Source organism: Myxacorys sp. (assembly GCF_059501405.1).
On sequence record NZ_JCACCM010000057.1, the window covers coordinates 31680 to 47040 of the forward strand.

Annotated in this window: 18 protein-coding genes and 3 pseudogenes; 13 read left to right on the top strand and 8 right to left on the bottom strand. The window is 49.5% G+C overall.

Going from position 1 to position 15361, the window contains the following annotated elements; translation table 11 throughout:
- Nucleotides 1–15: 15 nt before the first annotated feature.
- The 5 genes and pseudogenes from AC5I6P_RS06020 to AC5I6P_RS06040 all read left to right on the top strand — a co-directional run bounded on the left by AC5I6P_RS06020 (nt 16) and on the right by AC5I6P_RS06040 (nt 5458).
- Nucleotides 16–798: a glucose 1-dehydrogenase gene (locus AC5I6P_RS06020; protein ID WP_495692851.1), complete on the top strand. Its 783-nt coding sequence runs from the start codon at nt 16–18 to the stop codon at nt 796–798.
- Nucleotides 799–800: 2 nt separating this feature from the next.
- On the top strand, nt 801–3491 hold the full coding sequence (locus AC5I6P_RS06025) for an MGH1-like glycoside hydrolase domain-containing protein (RefSeq protein WP_495692852.1): 2691 nt from the start codon (nt 801–803) through the stop codon (nt 3489–3491).
- Nucleotides 3478–4296 (top strand): MIP/aquaporin family protein, encoded by an 819-nt coding sequence (locus AC5I6P_RS06030; protein WP_495692853.1) that lies wholly within the window; start codon nt 3478–3480, stop codon nt 4294–4296. The genes AC5I6P_RS06025 and AC5I6P_RS06030 overlap by 14 nt, the downstream gene beginning before the upstream one ends.
- 608 nt (nt 4297–4904) lie before the next feature.
- Nucleotides 4905–5126 (top strand): annotated as a pseudogene (locus AC5I6P_RS06035) (IS1 family transposase); the annotation flags it as partial.
- Between the two features lie 89 nt (nt 5127–5215).
- Entirely contained in the window at nt 5216–5458 is a 243-nt protein-coding gene (locus tag AC5I6P_RS06040; protein WP_495692854.1) for a hypothetical protein, read from the top strand.
- 55 nt (nt 5459–5513) lie between these two features.
- On the opposite strand, the pseudogene AC5I6P_RS06045 reads toward AC5I6P_RS06040, so the two are convergent.
- A pseudogene (locus tag AC5I6P_RS06045) lies at nt 5514–6253 on the bottom strand (IS1 family transposase).
- Between the two features lie 117 nt (nt 6254–6370).
- On the opposite strand from AC5I6P_RS06045, the gene AC5I6P_RS06050 reads away from it, so the two are divergent.
- Entirely contained in the window at nt 6371–7747 is a 1377-nt protein-coding gene (locus AC5I6P_RS06050) for a dihydrolipoyl dehydrogenase family protein (protein WP_495692855.1), read from the top strand.
- Between the two features lie 221 nt (nt 7748–7968).
- Entirely contained in the window at nt 7969–8316 is a 348-nt protein-coding gene (locus AC5I6P_RS06055) for a transposase (protein ID WP_495692856.1), read from the top strand.
- Here the strand turns inward: AC5I6P_RS06055 and AC5I6P_RS06060 are convergent.
- Nucleotides 8275–8841 carry an ISAs1 family transposase gene (locus AC5I6P_RS06060; protein ID WP_495692857.1) on the bottom strand — a complete coding sequence of 189 codons (567 nt, stop codon included), beginning with the start codon at nt 8839–8841 and terminating at the stop codon, nt 8275–8277. The two genes, AC5I6P_RS06055 and AC5I6P_RS06060, sit on opposite strands and share 42 nt — an antisense overlap.
- Nucleotides 8842–9162: 321 nt before the next feature.
- Between AC5I6P_RS06060 and AC5I6P_RS06065 the strand changes: the two are divergent.
- Together AC5I6P_RS06065 and AC5I6P_RS06070 are read left to right on the top strand one after the other, a co-directional pair.
- Nucleotides 9163–10096, top strand: a pseudogene (locus tag AC5I6P_RS06065) (ISAs1 family transposase).
- A gap of 138 nt (nt 10097–10234) precedes the next feature.
- Nucleotides 10235–10492 carry a hypothetical protein gene (locus tag AC5I6P_RS06070; RefSeq protein WP_495692858.1) on the top strand — a complete coding sequence of 86 codons (258 nt, stop codon included), beginning with the start codon at nt 10235–10237 and terminating at the stop codon, nt 10490–10492.
- Nucleotide 10493: 1 nt separating this feature from the next.
- On the opposite strand, the gene AC5I6P_RS06075 is transcribed toward AC5I6P_RS06070, so the two are convergent.
- Complete coding sequence (locus AC5I6P_RS06075; RefSeq protein ID WP_495692859.1) at nt 10494–10766, bottom strand: transposase family protein; 273 nt, start codon at nt 10764–10766, stop codon at nt 10494–10496.
- On the opposite strand from AC5I6P_RS06075, the gene AC5I6P_RS06080 reads away from it, so the two are divergent.
- Nucleotides 10749–11234 (top strand): transposase, encoded by a 486-nt coding sequence (locus tag AC5I6P_RS06080; RefSeq protein WP_495692860.1) that lies wholly within the window; start codon nt 10749–10751, stop codon nt 11232–11234. The two genes, AC5I6P_RS06075 and AC5I6P_RS06080, sit on opposite strands and share 18 nt — an antisense overlap.
- Before the next feature lie 145 nt (nt 11235–11379).
- Here the strand turns inward: AC5I6P_RS06080 and AC5I6P_RS06085 are convergent, their stop codons facing one another.
- Nucleotides 11380–12060 (bottom strand): TetR/AcrR family transcriptional regulator, encoded by a 681-nt coding sequence (locus AC5I6P_RS06085; RefSeq protein ID WP_495692861.1) that lies wholly within the window; start codon nt 12058–12060, stop codon nt 11380–11382.
- Nucleotides 12061–12154: 94 nt separating this feature from the next.
- Between AC5I6P_RS06085 and AC5I6P_RS06090 the strand changes: the two genes are divergently transcribed.
- The gene (locus tag AC5I6P_RS06090; RefSeq protein ID WP_495692862.1) at nt 12155–13471 is read left to right on the top strand and encodes a glycosyltransferase; all 1317 of its coding nucleotides are present in this window, start codon (nt 12155–12157) and stop codon (nt 13469–13471) included.
- A gap of 8 nt (nt 13472–13479) precedes the next feature.
- Complete coding sequence (locus AC5I6P_RS06095; protein WP_495692863.1) at nt 13480–13692, top strand: hypothetical protein; 213 nt, start codon at nt 13480–13482, stop codon at nt 13690–13692.
- Between the two features lie 66 nt (nt 13693–13758).
- Here the strand turns inward: AC5I6P_RS06095 and AC5I6P_RS06100 are convergent, their stop codons facing one another.
- Nucleotides 13759–13923, bottom strand: coding sequence for a hypothetical protein (locus AC5I6P_RS06100; RefSeq protein WP_495692864.1), 165 nt, complete (start codon nt 13921–13923; stop codon nt 13759–13761).
- Between AC5I6P_RS06100 and AC5I6P_RS06105 the strand changes: the two genes are divergently transcribed.
- Nucleotides 13906–14322 carry a hypothetical protein gene (locus AC5I6P_RS06105; RefSeq protein WP_495692865.1) on the top strand — a complete coding sequence of 139 codons (417 nt, stop codon included), beginning with the start codon at nt 13906–13908 and terminating at the stop codon, nt 14320–14322. The two genes, AC5I6P_RS06100 and AC5I6P_RS06105, sit on opposite strands and share 18 nt — an antisense overlap.
- 140 nt (nt 14323–14462) lie before the next feature.
- On the opposite strand, the gene AC5I6P_RS06110 is transcribed toward AC5I6P_RS06105, so the two are convergent.
- The 3 genes from AC5I6P_RS06110 to AC5I6P_RS06120 are packed head-to-tail and all read right to left on the bottom strand — an operon-like array spanning nt 14463 to nt 14928.
- The gene (locus tag AC5I6P_RS06110; protein WP_495692867.1) at nt 14463–14531 is read right to left on the bottom strand and encodes a hypothetical protein; all 69 of its coding nucleotides are present in this window, start codon (nt 14529–14531) and stop codon (nt 14463–14465) included.
- The gene (locus tag AC5I6P_RS06115) at nt 14501–14782 is read right to left on the bottom strand and encodes a hypothetical protein (protein ID WP_495692868.1); all 282 of its coding nucleotides are present in this window, start codon (nt 14780–14782) and stop codon (nt 14501–14503) included. Before AC5I6P_RS06115 ends, AC5I6P_RS06110 begins: the two co-directional genes overlap by 31 nt.
- Complete coding sequence (locus AC5I6P_RS06120; RefSeq protein WP_495692866.1) at nt 14725–14928, bottom strand: tyrosine-type recombinase/integrase; 204 nt, start codon at nt 14926–14928, stop codon at nt 14725–14727. The genes AC5I6P_RS06115 and AC5I6P_RS06120 overlap by 58 nt, the downstream gene beginning before the upstream one ends.
- Nucleotides 14929–15361 lie beyond the last annotated feature (433 nt).

Below are 15361 nucleotides of genomic sequence, written 5' to 3' on the forward strand. Positions count from 1 at the left end.
CTCACCAAGAAACCTATGAAACTTGACGGTAAGGTAGCGTTGGTAACAGGCAGCAGCCAAGGCATTGGACAAGCCATTGCCATCCGGCTGGCTCAAGAAGGAGCGGGTGTAGTGATTAACTATCGATCGCATCCAGAAGGCGCAGAAGAAACCCTGGAGAAAGTGAAAGCGGCGGGTGGTCAGTGCCACATGGTTGATGGGTTCACAGTGCAGGCAGACGCGGGGAGGGTGGCTGATGTGCAGCGCATGGTTGCAGACAGTATTGCTCACTTTGGCAAGTTGGATATTCTAGTCAATAATGCCGGGATCGAGAAAAATGCCGATTTTTGGGACGTGACTGAAGCCGATTATGATGCCGTGTTGAATGTGAACCTTAAGGGTGTATTTTTTGCAACGCAGGCTCTTGTGAACCATTTAAGGGAAACCAAACAACCTGGCAAAATCATTAACATCAGTTCAGTGCATGAAGAACTGCCCTTTCCTCATTTTGCTGCTTACTGTGCGAGCAAGGGCGGTTTGAAGATGCTGACCCGTAACTTGGCAGTCGAACTAGCGTCGCTTGGGATCAACATCAACAATGTGGCTCCAGGGGCGATCGAAACGCCCATCAATACCAAACTCCTGAATGATCCCCAGAAGTTGGGTGCACTTTTGCAAAATATTCCGTTAGGGCGCTTAGGCAAACCAGGCGATGTCGCTTCGATCGTCGCGTTTCTTGCCTCTGCTGAAGCCGATTACGTTACGGGCACAACCTTCTTTGTCGATGGTGGTTTACTCTGGAACTATCAGGAGCAGTAGTAATGATGACTCCAGAAGAACAGCGGTTGCAGCAAGATCGGGGACGCACTGCATATTGGAAGCGTTGGGGACCCTATGTGAGTGAGCGGCAGTGGGGCACGGTGCGCGAAGACTACAGCCCGTCTGGATCTGCCTGGGATTATTTCCCCCATGATCAGGCACGATCGCGGGCATACCGTTGGGGTGAGGACGGCATCGCGGGCATTTCGGATAATCGTCAGCGCTTGTGTTTTGCGATTGCCTTGTGGAATGGTAACGATCCGATTTTGAAAGAGCGCTTATTTGGTTTAACGGGTAGTGAAGGGAATCATGGCGAGGATGTCAAAGAGTATTACTTTTATCTAGACAATACGCCCACGCATTCCTACATGAAATGCCTGTATAAGTATCCCCAGCAGGCGTTTCCCTATACCCAGTTAACGGAAGAAAACCGTTGCCGCAGCAAATTTGAACCCGAATTTGAGCTGCTTGATACCGGCATCTTTGCCGAGCATTGCTACTACGATGTCTTTGTGGAATACGCCAAGGCATCACCTGAAGATATTTTGATTCAGGTGGAGATCGCCAATCGAGGCTCTGAAACTTGTACGCTGCATCTCCTACCAACGCTCTGGTTTCGCAACTTGTGGGGCTGGCTGCCGGATACCGAAGCACCCTTCATTAAAGTAGTCGCTGACACCACAGTGAGCGTACTGGAAGCCGACCATCCAACTCTTGGTACTCACTGGCTCTATTGTGAACCCGGTGCAGAACTGCTCTTTACCAATAACGAAACGAATTACGAACGGCTCTTTGGCTCCAGCAATACATCACCCTATGTGAAAGACGGCATCAATGAATATGTCGTGGATGGCAAGCAAAATGCGATTAATGGCGATCGCATTGGCACTAAATTTGCGGCTCGTTATCCCTTGACATTCGCACCCGGAGAAACCAAAACGGTTCGCCTACGGTTGTCCGATCAACAGGCACTCAGCGATCCATTAGGGGCTGAGTTCGATGAGATCTTTCACACACGAAAACAGGAAGCAGATGAGTTCTATCATCGCCTCTGTCCCTTTCCAATGTCGGAAGAGGAGCGCAACATTCAGCGACAGGCGTTTGCCGGACTGTTGTGGAGCAAGCAGTACTATAACTACGTCGTGCATGACTGGTTAAATGGTGATCCCAAACAACCGCCGCCACCACCTGAACGGAAGAGAGGACGCAACCATGACTGGATCAATCTATTCAGTGAAGATATTCTTTCTATGCCTGACAAGTGGGAATATCCCTGGTTTGCTGCCTGGGATTTAGCATTCCATTTGATTCCTTTGGTGGTGCTTGATCCAGACTTTGCCAAGTTGCAGCTCGATCGCCTCACCCGCGAATGGTACATGCAGGCTAACGGTCAATTGCCTGCCTATGAGTGGGCGTTTAGTGATGTCAATCCCCCAGTTCATGCCTGGGCAGCGTTACGCATCTATCAGGTAGAGCAAAAGTTTTATGGACGCAGTGACCGCCAATTTTTGGAACGTGTCTTTCACAAACTGCTGCTGAACTTTACCTGGTGGGTCAATCGCAAAGATATAGAAGGCAACAATGTCTTTCAGGGCGGTTTTCTAGGACTGGATAACATTGGTGTATTCGATCGCAGCAAAGAACTTCCCACAGGCGGCTATCTGAATCAAGCTGATGGCACAAGCTGGATGGGCATGTATTGTTTGAACATGCTGACGATCGCGCTGGAACTGGCGAAAGAAGACAATGCCTATGAAGACATTGCCAGCAAGTTTTTTGAGCATTTCCTCTACATTGCAGATGCGATCGATGGGATTGGCGATGCCGAGATTGCGCTCTGGGATGACGAAGATGGTTTCTACTACGATGCGCTGCGACTGCCGGATGGGCGTCAGTTTCCGCTGAAGCTGCGATCGATGGTGGGGTTAATTCCCCTCTTTGCGGTGACGGTGCTGGAGTTGGATACACTACAGCAATTTCCAGGGTTTAAGCGGCGGATGGATTGGTTTATCCGCAATCGTCCCCAACTGAAGAATAAAGTGGCGTGTATGGAAACGCCTGGAATAGGAGCCAGACGACTATTGGCGATCGTCTACGGGTCAAGATTAAAGCGCGTCTTGCAGCGCCTGTTGGATGAGAATGAATTTCTCAGTCCTCACGGCATTCGGGCGCTATCAAAAGTTCATCTAGAACATCCCTATACGCTGCATGAAGGTGAGCATGATTACTGCGTGCGCTATGAACCCGCCGAATCTACCACAGGGCTGTTTGGCGGCAATTCCAACTGGCGGGGACCGATCTGGTTTCCGGTGAATTATCTCATTATCGAAGCACTTTGGCGCTTCCATGAGTATCTCGGCGATACATTCAAAGTTGAGTGTCCAACGGGTTCTGGTCATGAAATGACGCTACGAGAGGTAGCGATCGAGCTTTCTCATCGCTTAGTCTCCATCTTCGAGCCGGATGAAGCGGGCAAGCGTCCCGTTTATGGCAATCTGGAAATCTTCCAAACCGATCCCCATTGGAAAGATCTGATCCTGTTCCATGAATATTTTCACGGTGACAATGGTGCGGGTCTGGGAGCCAGCCACCAAACGGGCTGGACAGGACTGGTAGCCGCGATGATTCTACAGAATGTGGAACATCGAACTGTTAATCGTGGAACAGCGGGAGGTCAGCATGGAGACCCTTAAAAGGCATCTACCAGAATATCTGATGGAAGCCGCAGAGCTTGGGCTTTTCATGGTTTCGGCTGGTGTATTTACGATCCTGTTTGAGTATCCCCATTCCCCGGTGCATCAGGCGATCACCAATGCTGATCTGCGTCGCTTTTTGATTGGGGTGGCAATGGGTACGACGGCGATCGCACTGATTTATTCTCCCTGGGGCAAGCAATCCGGGGCACACATGAATCCAGCGATTACGCTCACGTTTTACCGAGCTGGTAAAGTCAAACGTCAGGACGCCATTTTTTATATTGTGTTTCAATGCCTGGGTGGTTTAGCAGGGGTTTACCTGGTGGCATTGCTCTTTGGTAGCCTGTTCACGCAACCCCCTGTGAGCTATGTCGTGACGGTTCCTAGTGCGCTGGGCTTGATCGGCGCGTTGGCTGGTGAGTGGATTGTTGCATTTATCATGATGACGATGGTTCTGTTCACCAGCAACCACAACACGCTCAGTCGCTACACAGGAGTATTTGCAGGCTGTTTAGTGATGCTTTATGTCACCCTTGAAGCGCCCCTTTCTGGCTTTGGCATGAACCCTGCCCGCAGTTTTGCCTCGGCATTTCCAGCCCAAAATTGGACGGCATTCTGGCTGTATGTGTTGGTGCCACCACTCAGTATGGTTTCAGCATCCGCATTGTACCAATACGGGTTCGGGCGCAGAGCCATCAAGTGTGCCAAGCTGCATCACGCTAACCACAAACGCTGCATTTTTCGCTGTAGCTATCACCAACAGCAACCCATTGACCTGAGCGATCGGCTCCTTAACTCTTAAACTCAGCGTTCACATGACAGTAACGACTCGCATGGAGATTCCTAGCATGACGACTGCCACTCACCTTTCCTCTCAAGATCTTTGGTGTAGAGCGACGAATTATTTGACCAGAACGGCAGATTGTTTGTCATGGCATTATCAACTTAACCACGTATGTTCAGCATTAAGCACAGTAATCCTCCAACATTCAAGCGTTGCTTAATTTTACGCAGCAATTTTCACGCAAGCGATTTCTTGCTACTCCTCAAAGCGTTGGCGTAGCTGTTCTCAGTATCGTTTCGCACTTAGTTTATGCTGCTTTGGGTGAAAGTGCTCACGGGGTGACAGAGCGGCTAGAAAGCGGACTGGATGAGGGAAAGTGCCCGTAATCCTCGTCAGAAAAAAGAGCGCTTTTGCGGCTTGAGTCACATCAGTTGCTCCGCCCAGACTGACCACGCATCCATCGAATCAATCCACAGCGTTCCGTACAAGCCAATCCAGAAATTACTAGAGATGTTGGGAAATAGCTTAGCTTTGAAGTGAGATTCTAACAGTTTCTGCTTTTTGGTGTTGAGATCAAGCTGCCATCAAGTAGAAGCGATCGTCTGAAATGTCAAGCCTGTTCAACAAGATTGGCGAGTGCTTATCGCAGACGACAAAACCTGTATGCCAAGTGCGTGGAGGGATTACAACGAGTTTTAGATGTGCAACGTCTGATCCAGAACTGGGTACGACCGCACTGGGGACTGAAGCACAAGATGACTCCAGCGATGGCTATGGGGTACTGCAATCGCCCGGTTTCAATCTCTGAACTCTTGACCACTCGTGGGTTTGATAACTTCACCCATTAACAAACCAGTGCCTTCTGTTTAAAATCTCTATCTAGGATACTTATAAGGAAATGTTCTATTTACTTCCCTGATTTGGAGGTTTAGCCTCGATGCCTTGCATACCCAAAAAAACGGTTGAGCAAATCATCGGAAGCGGCAATGACTTTGTGATTGCGGTCAAAGGCAATCAGCCGAAGTTGTTTGCACACCTGAAGACGCAGTTTGAGCAACATGAGGCGCAAAGTGTCGATGATCAAACCGAACAGACCCGAAATCGGATGACGCAACGTACCGTTAGTGTCTTAGATACCGTTGCTGGACTGGATGCAACTTGGGTGGGTGTGAGCGCTTAGTCCGAGTGGAACGCACCGGCATTCGGATAATGCTCTAGACAAGGTGATCTTAGGATTAGAGGGTAAAACCAAACTCTTCCCGATTGATCAACAGGCCAATGACAATATCATGCATCAACGTTAACTTGGAAAAGCAGATCGTCTTCCGTGCTAATCGTTTGATTCGAGTTCGCAGATTCAAATGCTTCCGTTCAATCTTCTGAGTGTTGGTTTTGCCAACCACATGCTGGTTTGCTTCTAGGTGACGTTCGTAGGCTCCCCAGCCATCGGTGTAAAACGTTTGAATGCCAGGGGGCTAATAAGGCTTTCAGTTGGAGGAATGCTGCATCTTTGTGATCGGCAAGAACATACGCGAGAATTTGTCCGGTAGTGTGATCAATGGCGTGCCACAACCATCGCTCTTGTTGCTTACATTTGACAAAGCTCCACATCTCGTCGAGTTCAGCTTCTTCGACGTGTTGAACGATTTCCACCGCAGTTGGTTTCAACGTTTCGAGCAACGGCTCATTGACGGATTTTAAGTGACGAGCTTTTTTTTAATATTTCAATCACGGTTGTTTGACTGATCTTCAACACTCGTGCTGTGTCTCGAATTCCACTGCCATTAATTGCCATGTCACTAATCTGTTGCTTAACTTCAGGCAGATAAGCCCGATAAGTGTAGTCTAAAACGAAATTATGGCGGGAACAGTCCGTATTCCGGCATCGATACCGTTGTTTCCCTTCAGCACTCTTACCGTGTTTGACAATATGAGTTCCGTTACAAGTCGGGCAGCGAACTGGTTCGAGTACCATTGAGTGTGTACTCATCTGTTTCACCGTAAACTAACCGACAGCATTATCTCATCACAAAATCACCTTGTCTAGAGCATTATCCGACAAACAGATGACCAACTATCAACAGAGGTAACGATGGAAACAGCAGATGTAATTGTGATTGGCAGCGGTCAGGGCGGTGTGCCACTCGCGGCTGACTTTGCATCATCAGGTCAGAACGTTGTTCTCTTTGAGCGCGATGCATTGGGTGGCAGTTGCATCAACTATGGCTGTACGCCTTCTAAAGCCTTCTTAGCCGCCGCTCATGCCGCAGGTCGTGCTCGTCAAGCCGCAAAGCTAGGCATACACGCACAGGTTGAAGTCGATTTCCCTAAGGTGATGGAGCGCGTGCGCGAAATTCGCAGCCAGTTTAACGGGGGCACCAAGCGGCGACTAGAGAGTGCAGGGGTTAGAGTCATCTGCGCTGAAGCCGCGTTCACCGGAGAGCGAACGGTGAGCGGAGGCAGTGTGACGGTGCAGGCTCCAATCGTGGTCATTAACACCGGGACATCCTCTACCATTCCTGACATTTCCGGTTTAGCGGGAACGCCGTATCTCACCAACCGAAACTTCTTTGATTTACAGCAGATTCCGCCCCGGTTGCTCGTGGTTGGCGGCGGCTATATTGCCCTAGAGTTAGGGCAAGGAATCGCGCGTTTAGGCAGTCAGACCCAATTGATTATGCGAGGCGATCGCTTGCTCGCTCAAGAAGAATCCGATGTCAGTGCTGTGCTTGCTGATGCATTGGGGCACGATGGAATAGGATTGCATTTCAACACGATGGTTCAGCAGGTTGCTTATACCAACGGTGTGTTTACCCTGACGCTGAACACTGGCGAAGCACTGGATGGAGAAGCATTGCTGATTGCAATCGGACGCAAACCCAATACTGATGCATTAAATGCTGCGGTGACAGGCGTTGAATTAGACGCCCAAGGCTTTGTTAAAATTGACAATCAGTTTCAGACCACCGGTGCTGGCATTTATGCGATCGGAGACGCTGCCAAACAGCCTGCCTTCACTCATGTTTCTTGGGAAGACTATCGTCGCTTGAAAGCCATTCTCTGTGGCGAACAGAGGACACGCGACGATCGAGTCTTAGGCTATGCCGTGTATACCGAGCCGCAAGTGGGCCGGGTGGGAATGACACGAGAGCAGGCTCAGCAACAGGGCATTCATGCTCGCGAAGTCACCCTGCCGATGGCTCACATCGCTCGCAGCATAGAGTGGGGGCATGATTTGGGCTTTTACCGTATGGTCATCGACACTCAGACGAATTTGATTTTAGGAGCAACACTAGTGGGATACGAAACTGCCGAGCTAGTGCATGTCTTTTTGTCACTGATGGAAGCTGGAGCAACATGGCAGGTACTGGAACAATCGGTTCACATTCATCCCACTTACGGTGAAGCATTGCCCAGTCTCGCAAGGCTGTTGGTCGGGGACGACATGCCAACCTGTCCCAATATGTAAGAAAGGAGCAATTAATAACGACTATAGCTGTCGCCAGGGGAGTTAGGACGATATTATCGACTTAACCGGAGATATTCGAAATTAAGCACACTAAGAGACTGTTTGTAAACGTTGTTTAAGAGGATGTTTAGAAAGTAGCAATAAGCACTCGTACTGTAAGAAAGCTTCCTGGAGTCATAGGCTGAATCATATACAAAGTTTCAACAGCCTTCCAAGAAGCTATGGATCTAGCCTACGTCACAGAACTCAACCTCGAACAATACCAATTATTTGAATTCCTGCTCCATCCAACCTACACAACGGGTAGACCCCGCAGCGTCAGCTTGATGAGCGTCCTCCAGGCGATTCTGTATGTGCTGGTAACAGGTTGCGCTTGGCGACTTCTACCCAATGAGTATCCTCCTTACTCAACGGTCTATTACTACTTCTGCAAATGGCGCAAAGATGGCAGTTGGAAGCGGATTCATGACCATCTGGTGCAATGGGTGAGAGTGGGCGCAGACCACCTTGCCAGCCCCAGGGTTGTTCTATTGAAAGAAGGAAAAAAGGAGAGGGATATCATGTGCTAGGCGTCTGAGTCCTTGAGTAATCGAGGTCAAGCCATGCTGTCGAAACAGATTCATGACCATCGTCCGTAGTATGGCAAAGTTGGCAGGCGCGTAGCCTGCATAGAGCGGTGCCGTGTCCTCCTCCAGCACGACATCTTTCGACCAATGCAATCCGTTTTCAATTTGCCAGTGTCCGCGAATCCGTTGGCTCAAATCGGCTGCATCGACGGGGCGCGAACTGATGTAAAACATCGTTTCGTGGTACGGCTTTGCGCCTCGAGTGCCGCTGCGCTCAACTCGGATCAACCACTGCACGCCGACCCAAGCCGCGTCAATATCTTCGACGCGGTTTAGGACACTCACGATACGTTGGGTGACACGACCTCGAGTGTGTTCCTTCTGAATGTCCAAGCTATCTGGTGTCTGTTGCGCAAACTGAGTCTCTAGAAATTGATATAAGGTTGGCTGATTCTTCTTGACTGTGATCACATAGTCGTTGCCGCTCTGGATGATTTGCTCAACCGTTTTTTTGGGTGTGCAAGGCATCGAAACTGAAACACACCCCTGTTAACTTCAATTCATGCAGCAAGTATTGCACTGTCTCAATCTCGCTGCCTCCCCGATTGCGCATCGCTTGTAGCCCAATTACCAATCCCGTTTGCGTACAGTATGCTGACACGACACTGACAAAATCTTGATAGCGGGTGTCGTACTCGCTTAGACTCGCCCGGATACTTTTACCATCGACCGCGATGGCTTCGCCAAGTTTTACGGCAACCGTCTCGCTTGCCCACGCATTAAACGCAGGGCTGTTCTATTGGCAGGAGAAAAACTAGAATCAAGGCGGTGATTATGTTGTAACTGACCATGAGCTTGATTGAGCATCTCAAACAAGTGCGAGATTATCGAACTCAACCGCGCTACCCGCTATGGGCGGTGTTAGTGTTGGTTATCATGGGAACGATGAGCGGCGCAGTCGGCTATCGGGCTTTGGGCGAGTTCGTCGAGCGGCATCAAGCAGTGCTGCTGAAGCTAATGGAATTGCCCCATGATCGCTTACCGTCGTACTCAACAATCCGACAAGTGATGATTCGGGTTGACTTTGCCTCAGTCACGAGCGCATTCAATGCCTGGGCAGCAGAACAGGTTCGATTGCAACCTGGGGAGCAACTTGCTATCGATGGGAAAAGCATCAAAGCCAGTGTCGAAGAGTACGACAGTCGGTATCAAGATTTTGTCAATGTCGTGTCTGCGTTCTGCGTCCGTCAAGGCATTGTGGTCGGACTGATGCCGATGCACACGCAGGCGGGCAGCGAGATTGACACCGTGAGAACGTTACTGGAAACGCTGAAATTGCAGAACGTTTGCTTGAGTCTCGATGCATTACATACCCAAAAAAACAGTTGAGCAGATTATCGCAAGTGGCAATGACTTTGTGATTGCCGTCAAAGGCAATCAGCCTAAGCTCTACGAACACTTGCAAACCGAGTTTGAGCAGCACGCACCTCAGAGCATTGATGATCAACTTGAACAAACGAGGAACCGCGTCACCCATCGTACCGTGAGTGTCCTCAATCCTGGAGCAAATCTCGGTGCGGCTTGGGTGGGAGTACAGCGCTTAATTCGAGTGCAACGGACTGGAATTCGCGGCACTAAACCCACTCATGAAACGATGTTCTACATCAGTTCAGTTGCCACGGATGCCGTTGAATTCGCTCAGCTCATTCGTGACCATTGGCAGATTGAAAATCGCTTGCACTGGGTCAAAGATGTTGTTCTGCGTGAAGACTTCAGGGGGTGACAACGACCTTGAAGCGCTTGTGTAGAAAGAGATTTAGGCATTAAGCAGCAAAAAGAATCTGATTTTATTTCTCTAAAATATTAGAAGCTGTCGCTTGGATCAGGCATTCTGTCACCGCTTAGGTAGGGCAAATGTTCTATGAATGGCAAAAGCAATGCCAATTTTTATCGGGAGCAGAACGGCTGTAACTGCTCTGTGGCAATGGTTACAGGCTCGTTGTCACCCCCTGAACGTGAAGACATAACGCCCTTGTGTGCAGGTTACGCACCAGAGAACTTTGCCATTCTGAGAACCATTGCTGTCAACCTCTTTCGACAGCATGGCTTTACCTCAGTGACTCAGGGACTAAGACAGCTTGCTCATGATGTGCGTCGTCTCTTTTCCTTCTTTCAATAAATCAGCCCTGCGCATTAAACGAGGTCGTCATGGCCTCAAAGTTGATCCGAATCATCACTTGGCGAATCGTTGAATACGAGGGCAGGCGGTTGTGGGATAACTCTAGCAAGTCTAACAACACCGCTTGATAGCGCTCGGCGAAATCGCCTAAAGCGCGATACCCTAAACAATCGCTCATCGTTCCCATGATCACCAGTAACAGCACCACCCACAGCGGATAGCGCGGCTGCGTGCGGTAATCGGGGATTTGTTTGAGATGCTCAATCAGACTCATGGCAAGACGCTTCAGACAGGGAACACGCCTACCTTACTTTTTCTACCACTAACAAAACAGCCCTGCCTTGCCAGCCCGAGTGCAACCAGTCTGGACTCTCAAACGGTACCCACTGCCGTCATGGTGCATGAAGCGGTGGGTTACGATGCTGACAAAAAAATCAAGGGTAGAAAGCGCTTTACCTTGGTTGATACCTTGGGACTGTTGATTGCTGTGCCAGTCGTTGCAGGTAATGTCCCCGAACGCGAAGGGGCAAAGCAGTTGCTCCAGCAGGTGCATCAGGAACGCCAACGCCTGCCACGACTCGTTCGCATTTGGGTGGATGGTGGCTTCTCAGGAGAAGACTTTTTACACGGGTGTAGAGCGACGAATTATTTGACCAGAAGGACTTGGATTGTTTGTCATCAATCCAAGTCCTTCTGCACTGCCTGTTCAAGCAATTTCTACAACTCATGTCAGGAGCGCTAGAAATGAGAGGTCCTTCTATAGCAATCCTAGCTGAGATATGAAATTGGAAAAGTTGGGAAGACTGAGGTGGGTGCATCTAGGTACTAGGGGAGTACATTCATTGTTTTAGGAAATGTGCAGACATCATCAGCACAATCCTGACTATTTATTCCAAAGAACTATTTTGAATGCCCCTGAGTGCAAGTTGAATGGCTGCTTGTGTGTAACGCTCAATCATCGTCTGACTCAAGAGGTCTTGGTCAGGTGTGAGGTGCTTCACGTTTTCGTAGGCGTTCGCGTAAAAGGTGCAAATGCCAATGATACTAAGTGTCGTCATTTGAATATCTAAGGGTCTGAACACTCCCGTTTCTACGCCTCGCTCCAAGATTTTAGCCAGTAGTGAAATGGGATCGTGCCACGGAATCAGTTTGAAATACCGTCCCTGATTTTGGATCGCTTCTTGAAACAACAGCATTCCTCGATTGCGGTTCGCCGTTTCGTACTGAATCGCAGCTTGGATTAGTGACGTTAGCGCCACATCAGGCGGTAATTCATCTAAATTCAATTGCTGAAACACGCTCTGGAGCAGGGTTGCAGGACGTTGCAACACCGCTTGGTACAGCCCCTCCTTGCTCTGGAAGTAGTAATAAATCATCCGCGGCGCAACCCCTGCTCGCACCGCAATAGCATCAACGCGAGCGCCATTCAACCCTTGCCCGGCAAACTCAATCTCCGCCGCATCTAAAATCTGCTGCTTGGTCGCTTCTGGGTCTCGAACCGAGTGATTCAGTTTGCCTGGTAATTGTGCTTTACGACCCATGAGCATCCCTAGTTCATTTAGTTTCATCCTACCTGCTGATGGAATAAACGTTTCATTAGAGCTTGACAGACGAGAAGGCTTACCGCAGAGTTATGAAATAAACGTTTAATTCATAAGATTGATGGCACGATTTCTAGTCGGGACAATTGCAGCAATTGGTCACGTCAATCCCGCTTTACCAATTGTTCGGCAATTAGTAGCTCAAGGGCATGAGGTTTGGTGGTACACCGGACAAGGATTCCAAGCGAAGGTAGAAGCGACGGGTGCTCATCATGTGCCCATTCGTCGAGGTATCGACATTACCCTACCCGGCAGCATTCCAGAAGAGTGGGCAGAACGACGCGATGCGCTGAAGGGGTTTGCTCAATTCAAGTTTTATCTGAAGTATGCGTTTATCGATGCTGCTGTTACCCAACTTCAAGACTTGAGCGAGATTCTTCAAGAATTTCCGGCTGATGTATTGTTATGCGATGTGTTTTTTCTGGGAATGTCTTGGCTGCATGAGCAGACCAGGCTGCCGTGGGCGGGATTTGGGATGTCTGCTTTGCCTTTCAACAGCCGAGATACGGCTCCTTTTGGGTTGGCAATGCAGCCGAATCATTCCGCCTTTGGGCAGCTTCGCAATAGGGGATTGAATTGGCTGTCGAAGCATGTGTTGATGCGGGATGTCAGTATTTATCTGGATCAAATTCGTCTCCGTGTAGGACTTCCTCCGGAAGGGCAAGACTTTTTTGGTGCTGCCCTGTCACCATTTCTCTACTTGCAGGGAACGACCCCTTCATTCGAATATCCTCGACGTGACTTACCCGCTCAAATTCACTTCATCGGCTCATCTTTACAACTTCCAACCGCCGACTTTGTGCCACCCGCTTGGTGGCAAGATCTCCAAAGTGAAACGCCTGTCGTACACGTCACGCAAGGGACGATTGCCACCCAAGCGAATAATTTGATTGTGCCAACCCTTCAAGCTCTCGCTAATGAAGCGGTCTTGGTGGTTGCAACTACTGGAGGACAAGCTATCGAGGGGCTGAATCTAGAATCTATTCCGGCTAACGTCAGGCTGGAGCCGTTTCTTCCCCATGCTCACTTATTGCCGCATGTAGATGTCATGGTGACGAATGGTGGATTCAACGGGGTGCAAATGGCATTGGCGAACGGAGTGCCACTGGTAACAGCAGGACAAACCGAGGAAAAGCCAGAAATCTGTGCAAGAGTGCGATGGACAGGCACCGGAATTGATCTCAAAACGAACACCCCAACACCCACGCAAATTCGAGCGGCAGTGCAGACAGTTTTAGCATCGCCTCGTTATAAGCAGAACGCACAACGGTTTCAAGAAGAAATTAAGCTGTACAATTCCGCAGTACGAGCAGCAACGCTACTGGAAACGCTGGCAACCACGAAGCAACCGATTCTAAGAAAGTCAGAAGCTGCGTAGGAGGAACTGTGAGCGTATCAACCCCAAAAGGTTCAGTCAGCGCCGCCATCATCGACAGACTGAACGATGTCATTCAAGGAGTTACTCAATCTACTAAAATCCACTACCTCGATTGCCGCTATGCCACAGAACCCTATACTTGGTATGACGATATGCATCCTGATCGAGACGGTTTCTTGGCATCGGCCGTTAAGTTTGAAGAAGCGATGAGCCGCCTCTAGCGACGCTTCCATCCCACTCCCTAACCTATGCTCCAAAGCTTCCACTCTCCCCCCCATCGTTCCAAATCAATTACGGGGTGTATTTTGGCTCATTCTTGGCACTAAGATGACCTCATGCTCTATGCGCGATCGCGTCTTCTCCTCTTCAAACTGACCACCAATTCCGTTCTCGCCATATCCGTGACCGGAATTGGTAGGAGTGCGATCTCGGATATGGGTGAACTCGTTCATTTCAACTGCCGTTCTCAAACCAGTCGCGTGCTCTGCGAACTGGCTCATGAACCCCTGATCGGTAACTTACAAACGCTGCATGTTGCCAAAACTGACCTCATCAGAACGCGTGTGCAGTCGAGAAACGATGTGCTAGGACGATCGATTTCTCGATTGATCCTGGTCACAGGGTCACAAGGAGAACTCCCGTTCACGCGCAATTGGTCAAGGAGTGCAAATGATCAACTGTTTGCGCAGCGCGATCAAATCGATCGTTTCCTCAACACGTCCCAGTCCGAAACGCTGGATGTCAGAACTCATCGCCCTGGTCAACTCTGGGTCGTTCTAGGGGGATTGGGAATCATCAGCATTGTCGGAATTAGATTATGGTTGCCGAAGCCTCGGCGTCCAGGAAAGTAGTTTATCGATCCGACTTTCGACCAAAGCAATTTCATCTTCTAGCCGCTGCTCACTCCCCCTCAATTCCTCCATCGAATTGCTCTAAACCGCTCCGGATTCAGCGTTGTATACCTCACCGTGTGCTGAATGTTTTTGTGCCCCTAATCCTGAATCAACCGGGTATCATAGCCCCCATTCGCTAACCAGTACCCGCACGAATGCCGCAGCATGTGAGCATGAACCTTGATGCCCAAATTAGCGGGGCTTCACCAATGCGCTCCACGACCCGCGAAATTCCCGTTGCTTTGTCTGCTCGACCTGGAATCGTGGCAGGAATGAGAAACGATCGCTGCCGTTCATTTACAAAAATTTGAGCCACATCACGCTGTTGAAGTTTCAGAATCGCGTCTCGCTCATCGTGTTCTAGGGGTGAACTCCTGACTGGCTCCCCTTCACTCGCCGGATGTAAATGCTGTTGCAACTTAAATCAATGTCCTTCCACTCCAACATGGCCGCTTCGACCACTCTCAATCCATGACGAAACATCATAAGAATGAGCGCGTAATCGCGATCTCCATAACGACTGTGTTCTCTTACAGCTTCTAACAGTGCATCGACTTCACTCATGAGCATGTGTTCTCGACTGCGAAGTTTTTGATTCGGCAGTCGGCGCGGTTCCTACGGAGTTGCGCGAAGCGCTAATCGTCCGCCGTTAGGCACTCGTTTCTGCTTTGCCATACCAAAATTTCAACTAGTCATAAAACAGTTTTTTAGGATTAATTTAGAGCCTGGAACCTCCATTGTCTCGTGGGTTAAAATAATCAACTTATTTTTGAGTACTTTATTGAGCAACAACCCCCAGCTTGTTGCAATTGCTCCATAAGGGTCAACTCGGTTAGCTCAGCTATCGATCCTTCGGAGCTTACAAAGCAATCGCGACTGCTTCTCTCCGACTGGGAACCCTAGCTTCAATTGATTAACTCAGTTTTCAGCGTCAACATTTCAGGAAGTCTGATCAATGCCAAAACGAAATCAGTTTGTGGTTCCTCATCCTGACGGG

Bases quoted from the DNA above. Each gene is read 5' to 3' on its own strand.
- AC5I6P_RS06070 (WP_495692858.1), top strand. From the start codon at position 10,235: ATGAATGGCAAAAGCAATGCCAATTTTTATCGGGAGCAGAACGGCTGT.
- AC5I6P_RS06075 (WP_495692859.1), bottom strand. From the start codon at position 10,766: ATGAGTCTGATTGAGCATCTCAAACAAATCCCCGATTACCGCACGCAG.
- AC5I6P_RS06060 (WP_495692857.1), bottom strand. From the start codon at position 8,841: ATGCCTTGCACACCCAAAAAAACGGTTGAGCAAATCATCCAGAGCGGC.
- AC5I6P_RS06085 (WP_495692861.1), bottom strand. From the start codon at position 12,060: ATGAAACTAAATGAACTAGGGATGCTCATGGGTCGTAAAGCACAATTA.
- AC5I6P_RS06120 (WP_495692866.1), bottom strand. From the start codon at position 14,928: ATGAGTGAAGTCGATGCACTGTTAGAAGCTGTAAGAGAACACAGTCGT.
- AC5I6P_RS06025 (WP_495692852.1), top strand. From the start codon at position 801: ATGATGACTCCAGAAGAACAGCGGTTGCAGCAAGATCGGGGACGCACT.
- AC5I6P_RS06090 (WP_495692862.1), top strand. From the start codon at position 12,155: ATGGCACGATTTCTAGTCGGGACAATTGCAGCAATTGGTCACGTCAAT.
- AC5I6P_RS06100 (WP_495692864.1), bottom strand. From the start codon at position 13,923: ATGAACGAGTTCACCCATATCCGAGATCGCACTCCTACCAATTCCGGT.
- AC5I6P_RS06080 (WP_495692860.1), top strand. From the start codon at position 10,749: ATGCTCAATCAGACTCATGGCAAGACGCTTCAGACAGGGAACACGCCT.
- AC5I6P_RS06020 (WP_495692851.1), top strand. From the start codon at position 16: ATGAAACTTGACGGTAAGGTAGCGTTGGTAACAGGCAGCAGCCAAGGC.
- AC5I6P_RS06105 (WP_495692865.1), top strand. From the start codon at position 13,906: ATGGGTGAACTCGTTCATTTCAACTGCCGTTCTCAAACCAGTCGCGTG.
- AC5I6P_RS06040 (WP_495692854.1), top strand. From the start codon at position 5,216: ATGCCTTGCATACCCAAAAAAACGGTTGAGCAAATCATCGGAAGCGGC.
- AC5I6P_RS06055 (WP_495692856.1), top strand. From the start codon at position 7,969: ATGGATCTAGCCTACGTCACAGAACTCAACCTCGAACAATACCAATTA.
- AC5I6P_RS06050 (WP_495692855.1), top strand. From the start codon at position 6,371: ATGGAAACAGCAGATGTAATTGTGATTGGCAGCGGTCAGGGCGGTGTG.
- AC5I6P_RS06030 (WP_495692853.1), top strand. From the start codon at position 3,478: ATGGAGACCCTTAAAAGGCATCTACCAGAATATCTGATGGAAGCCGCA.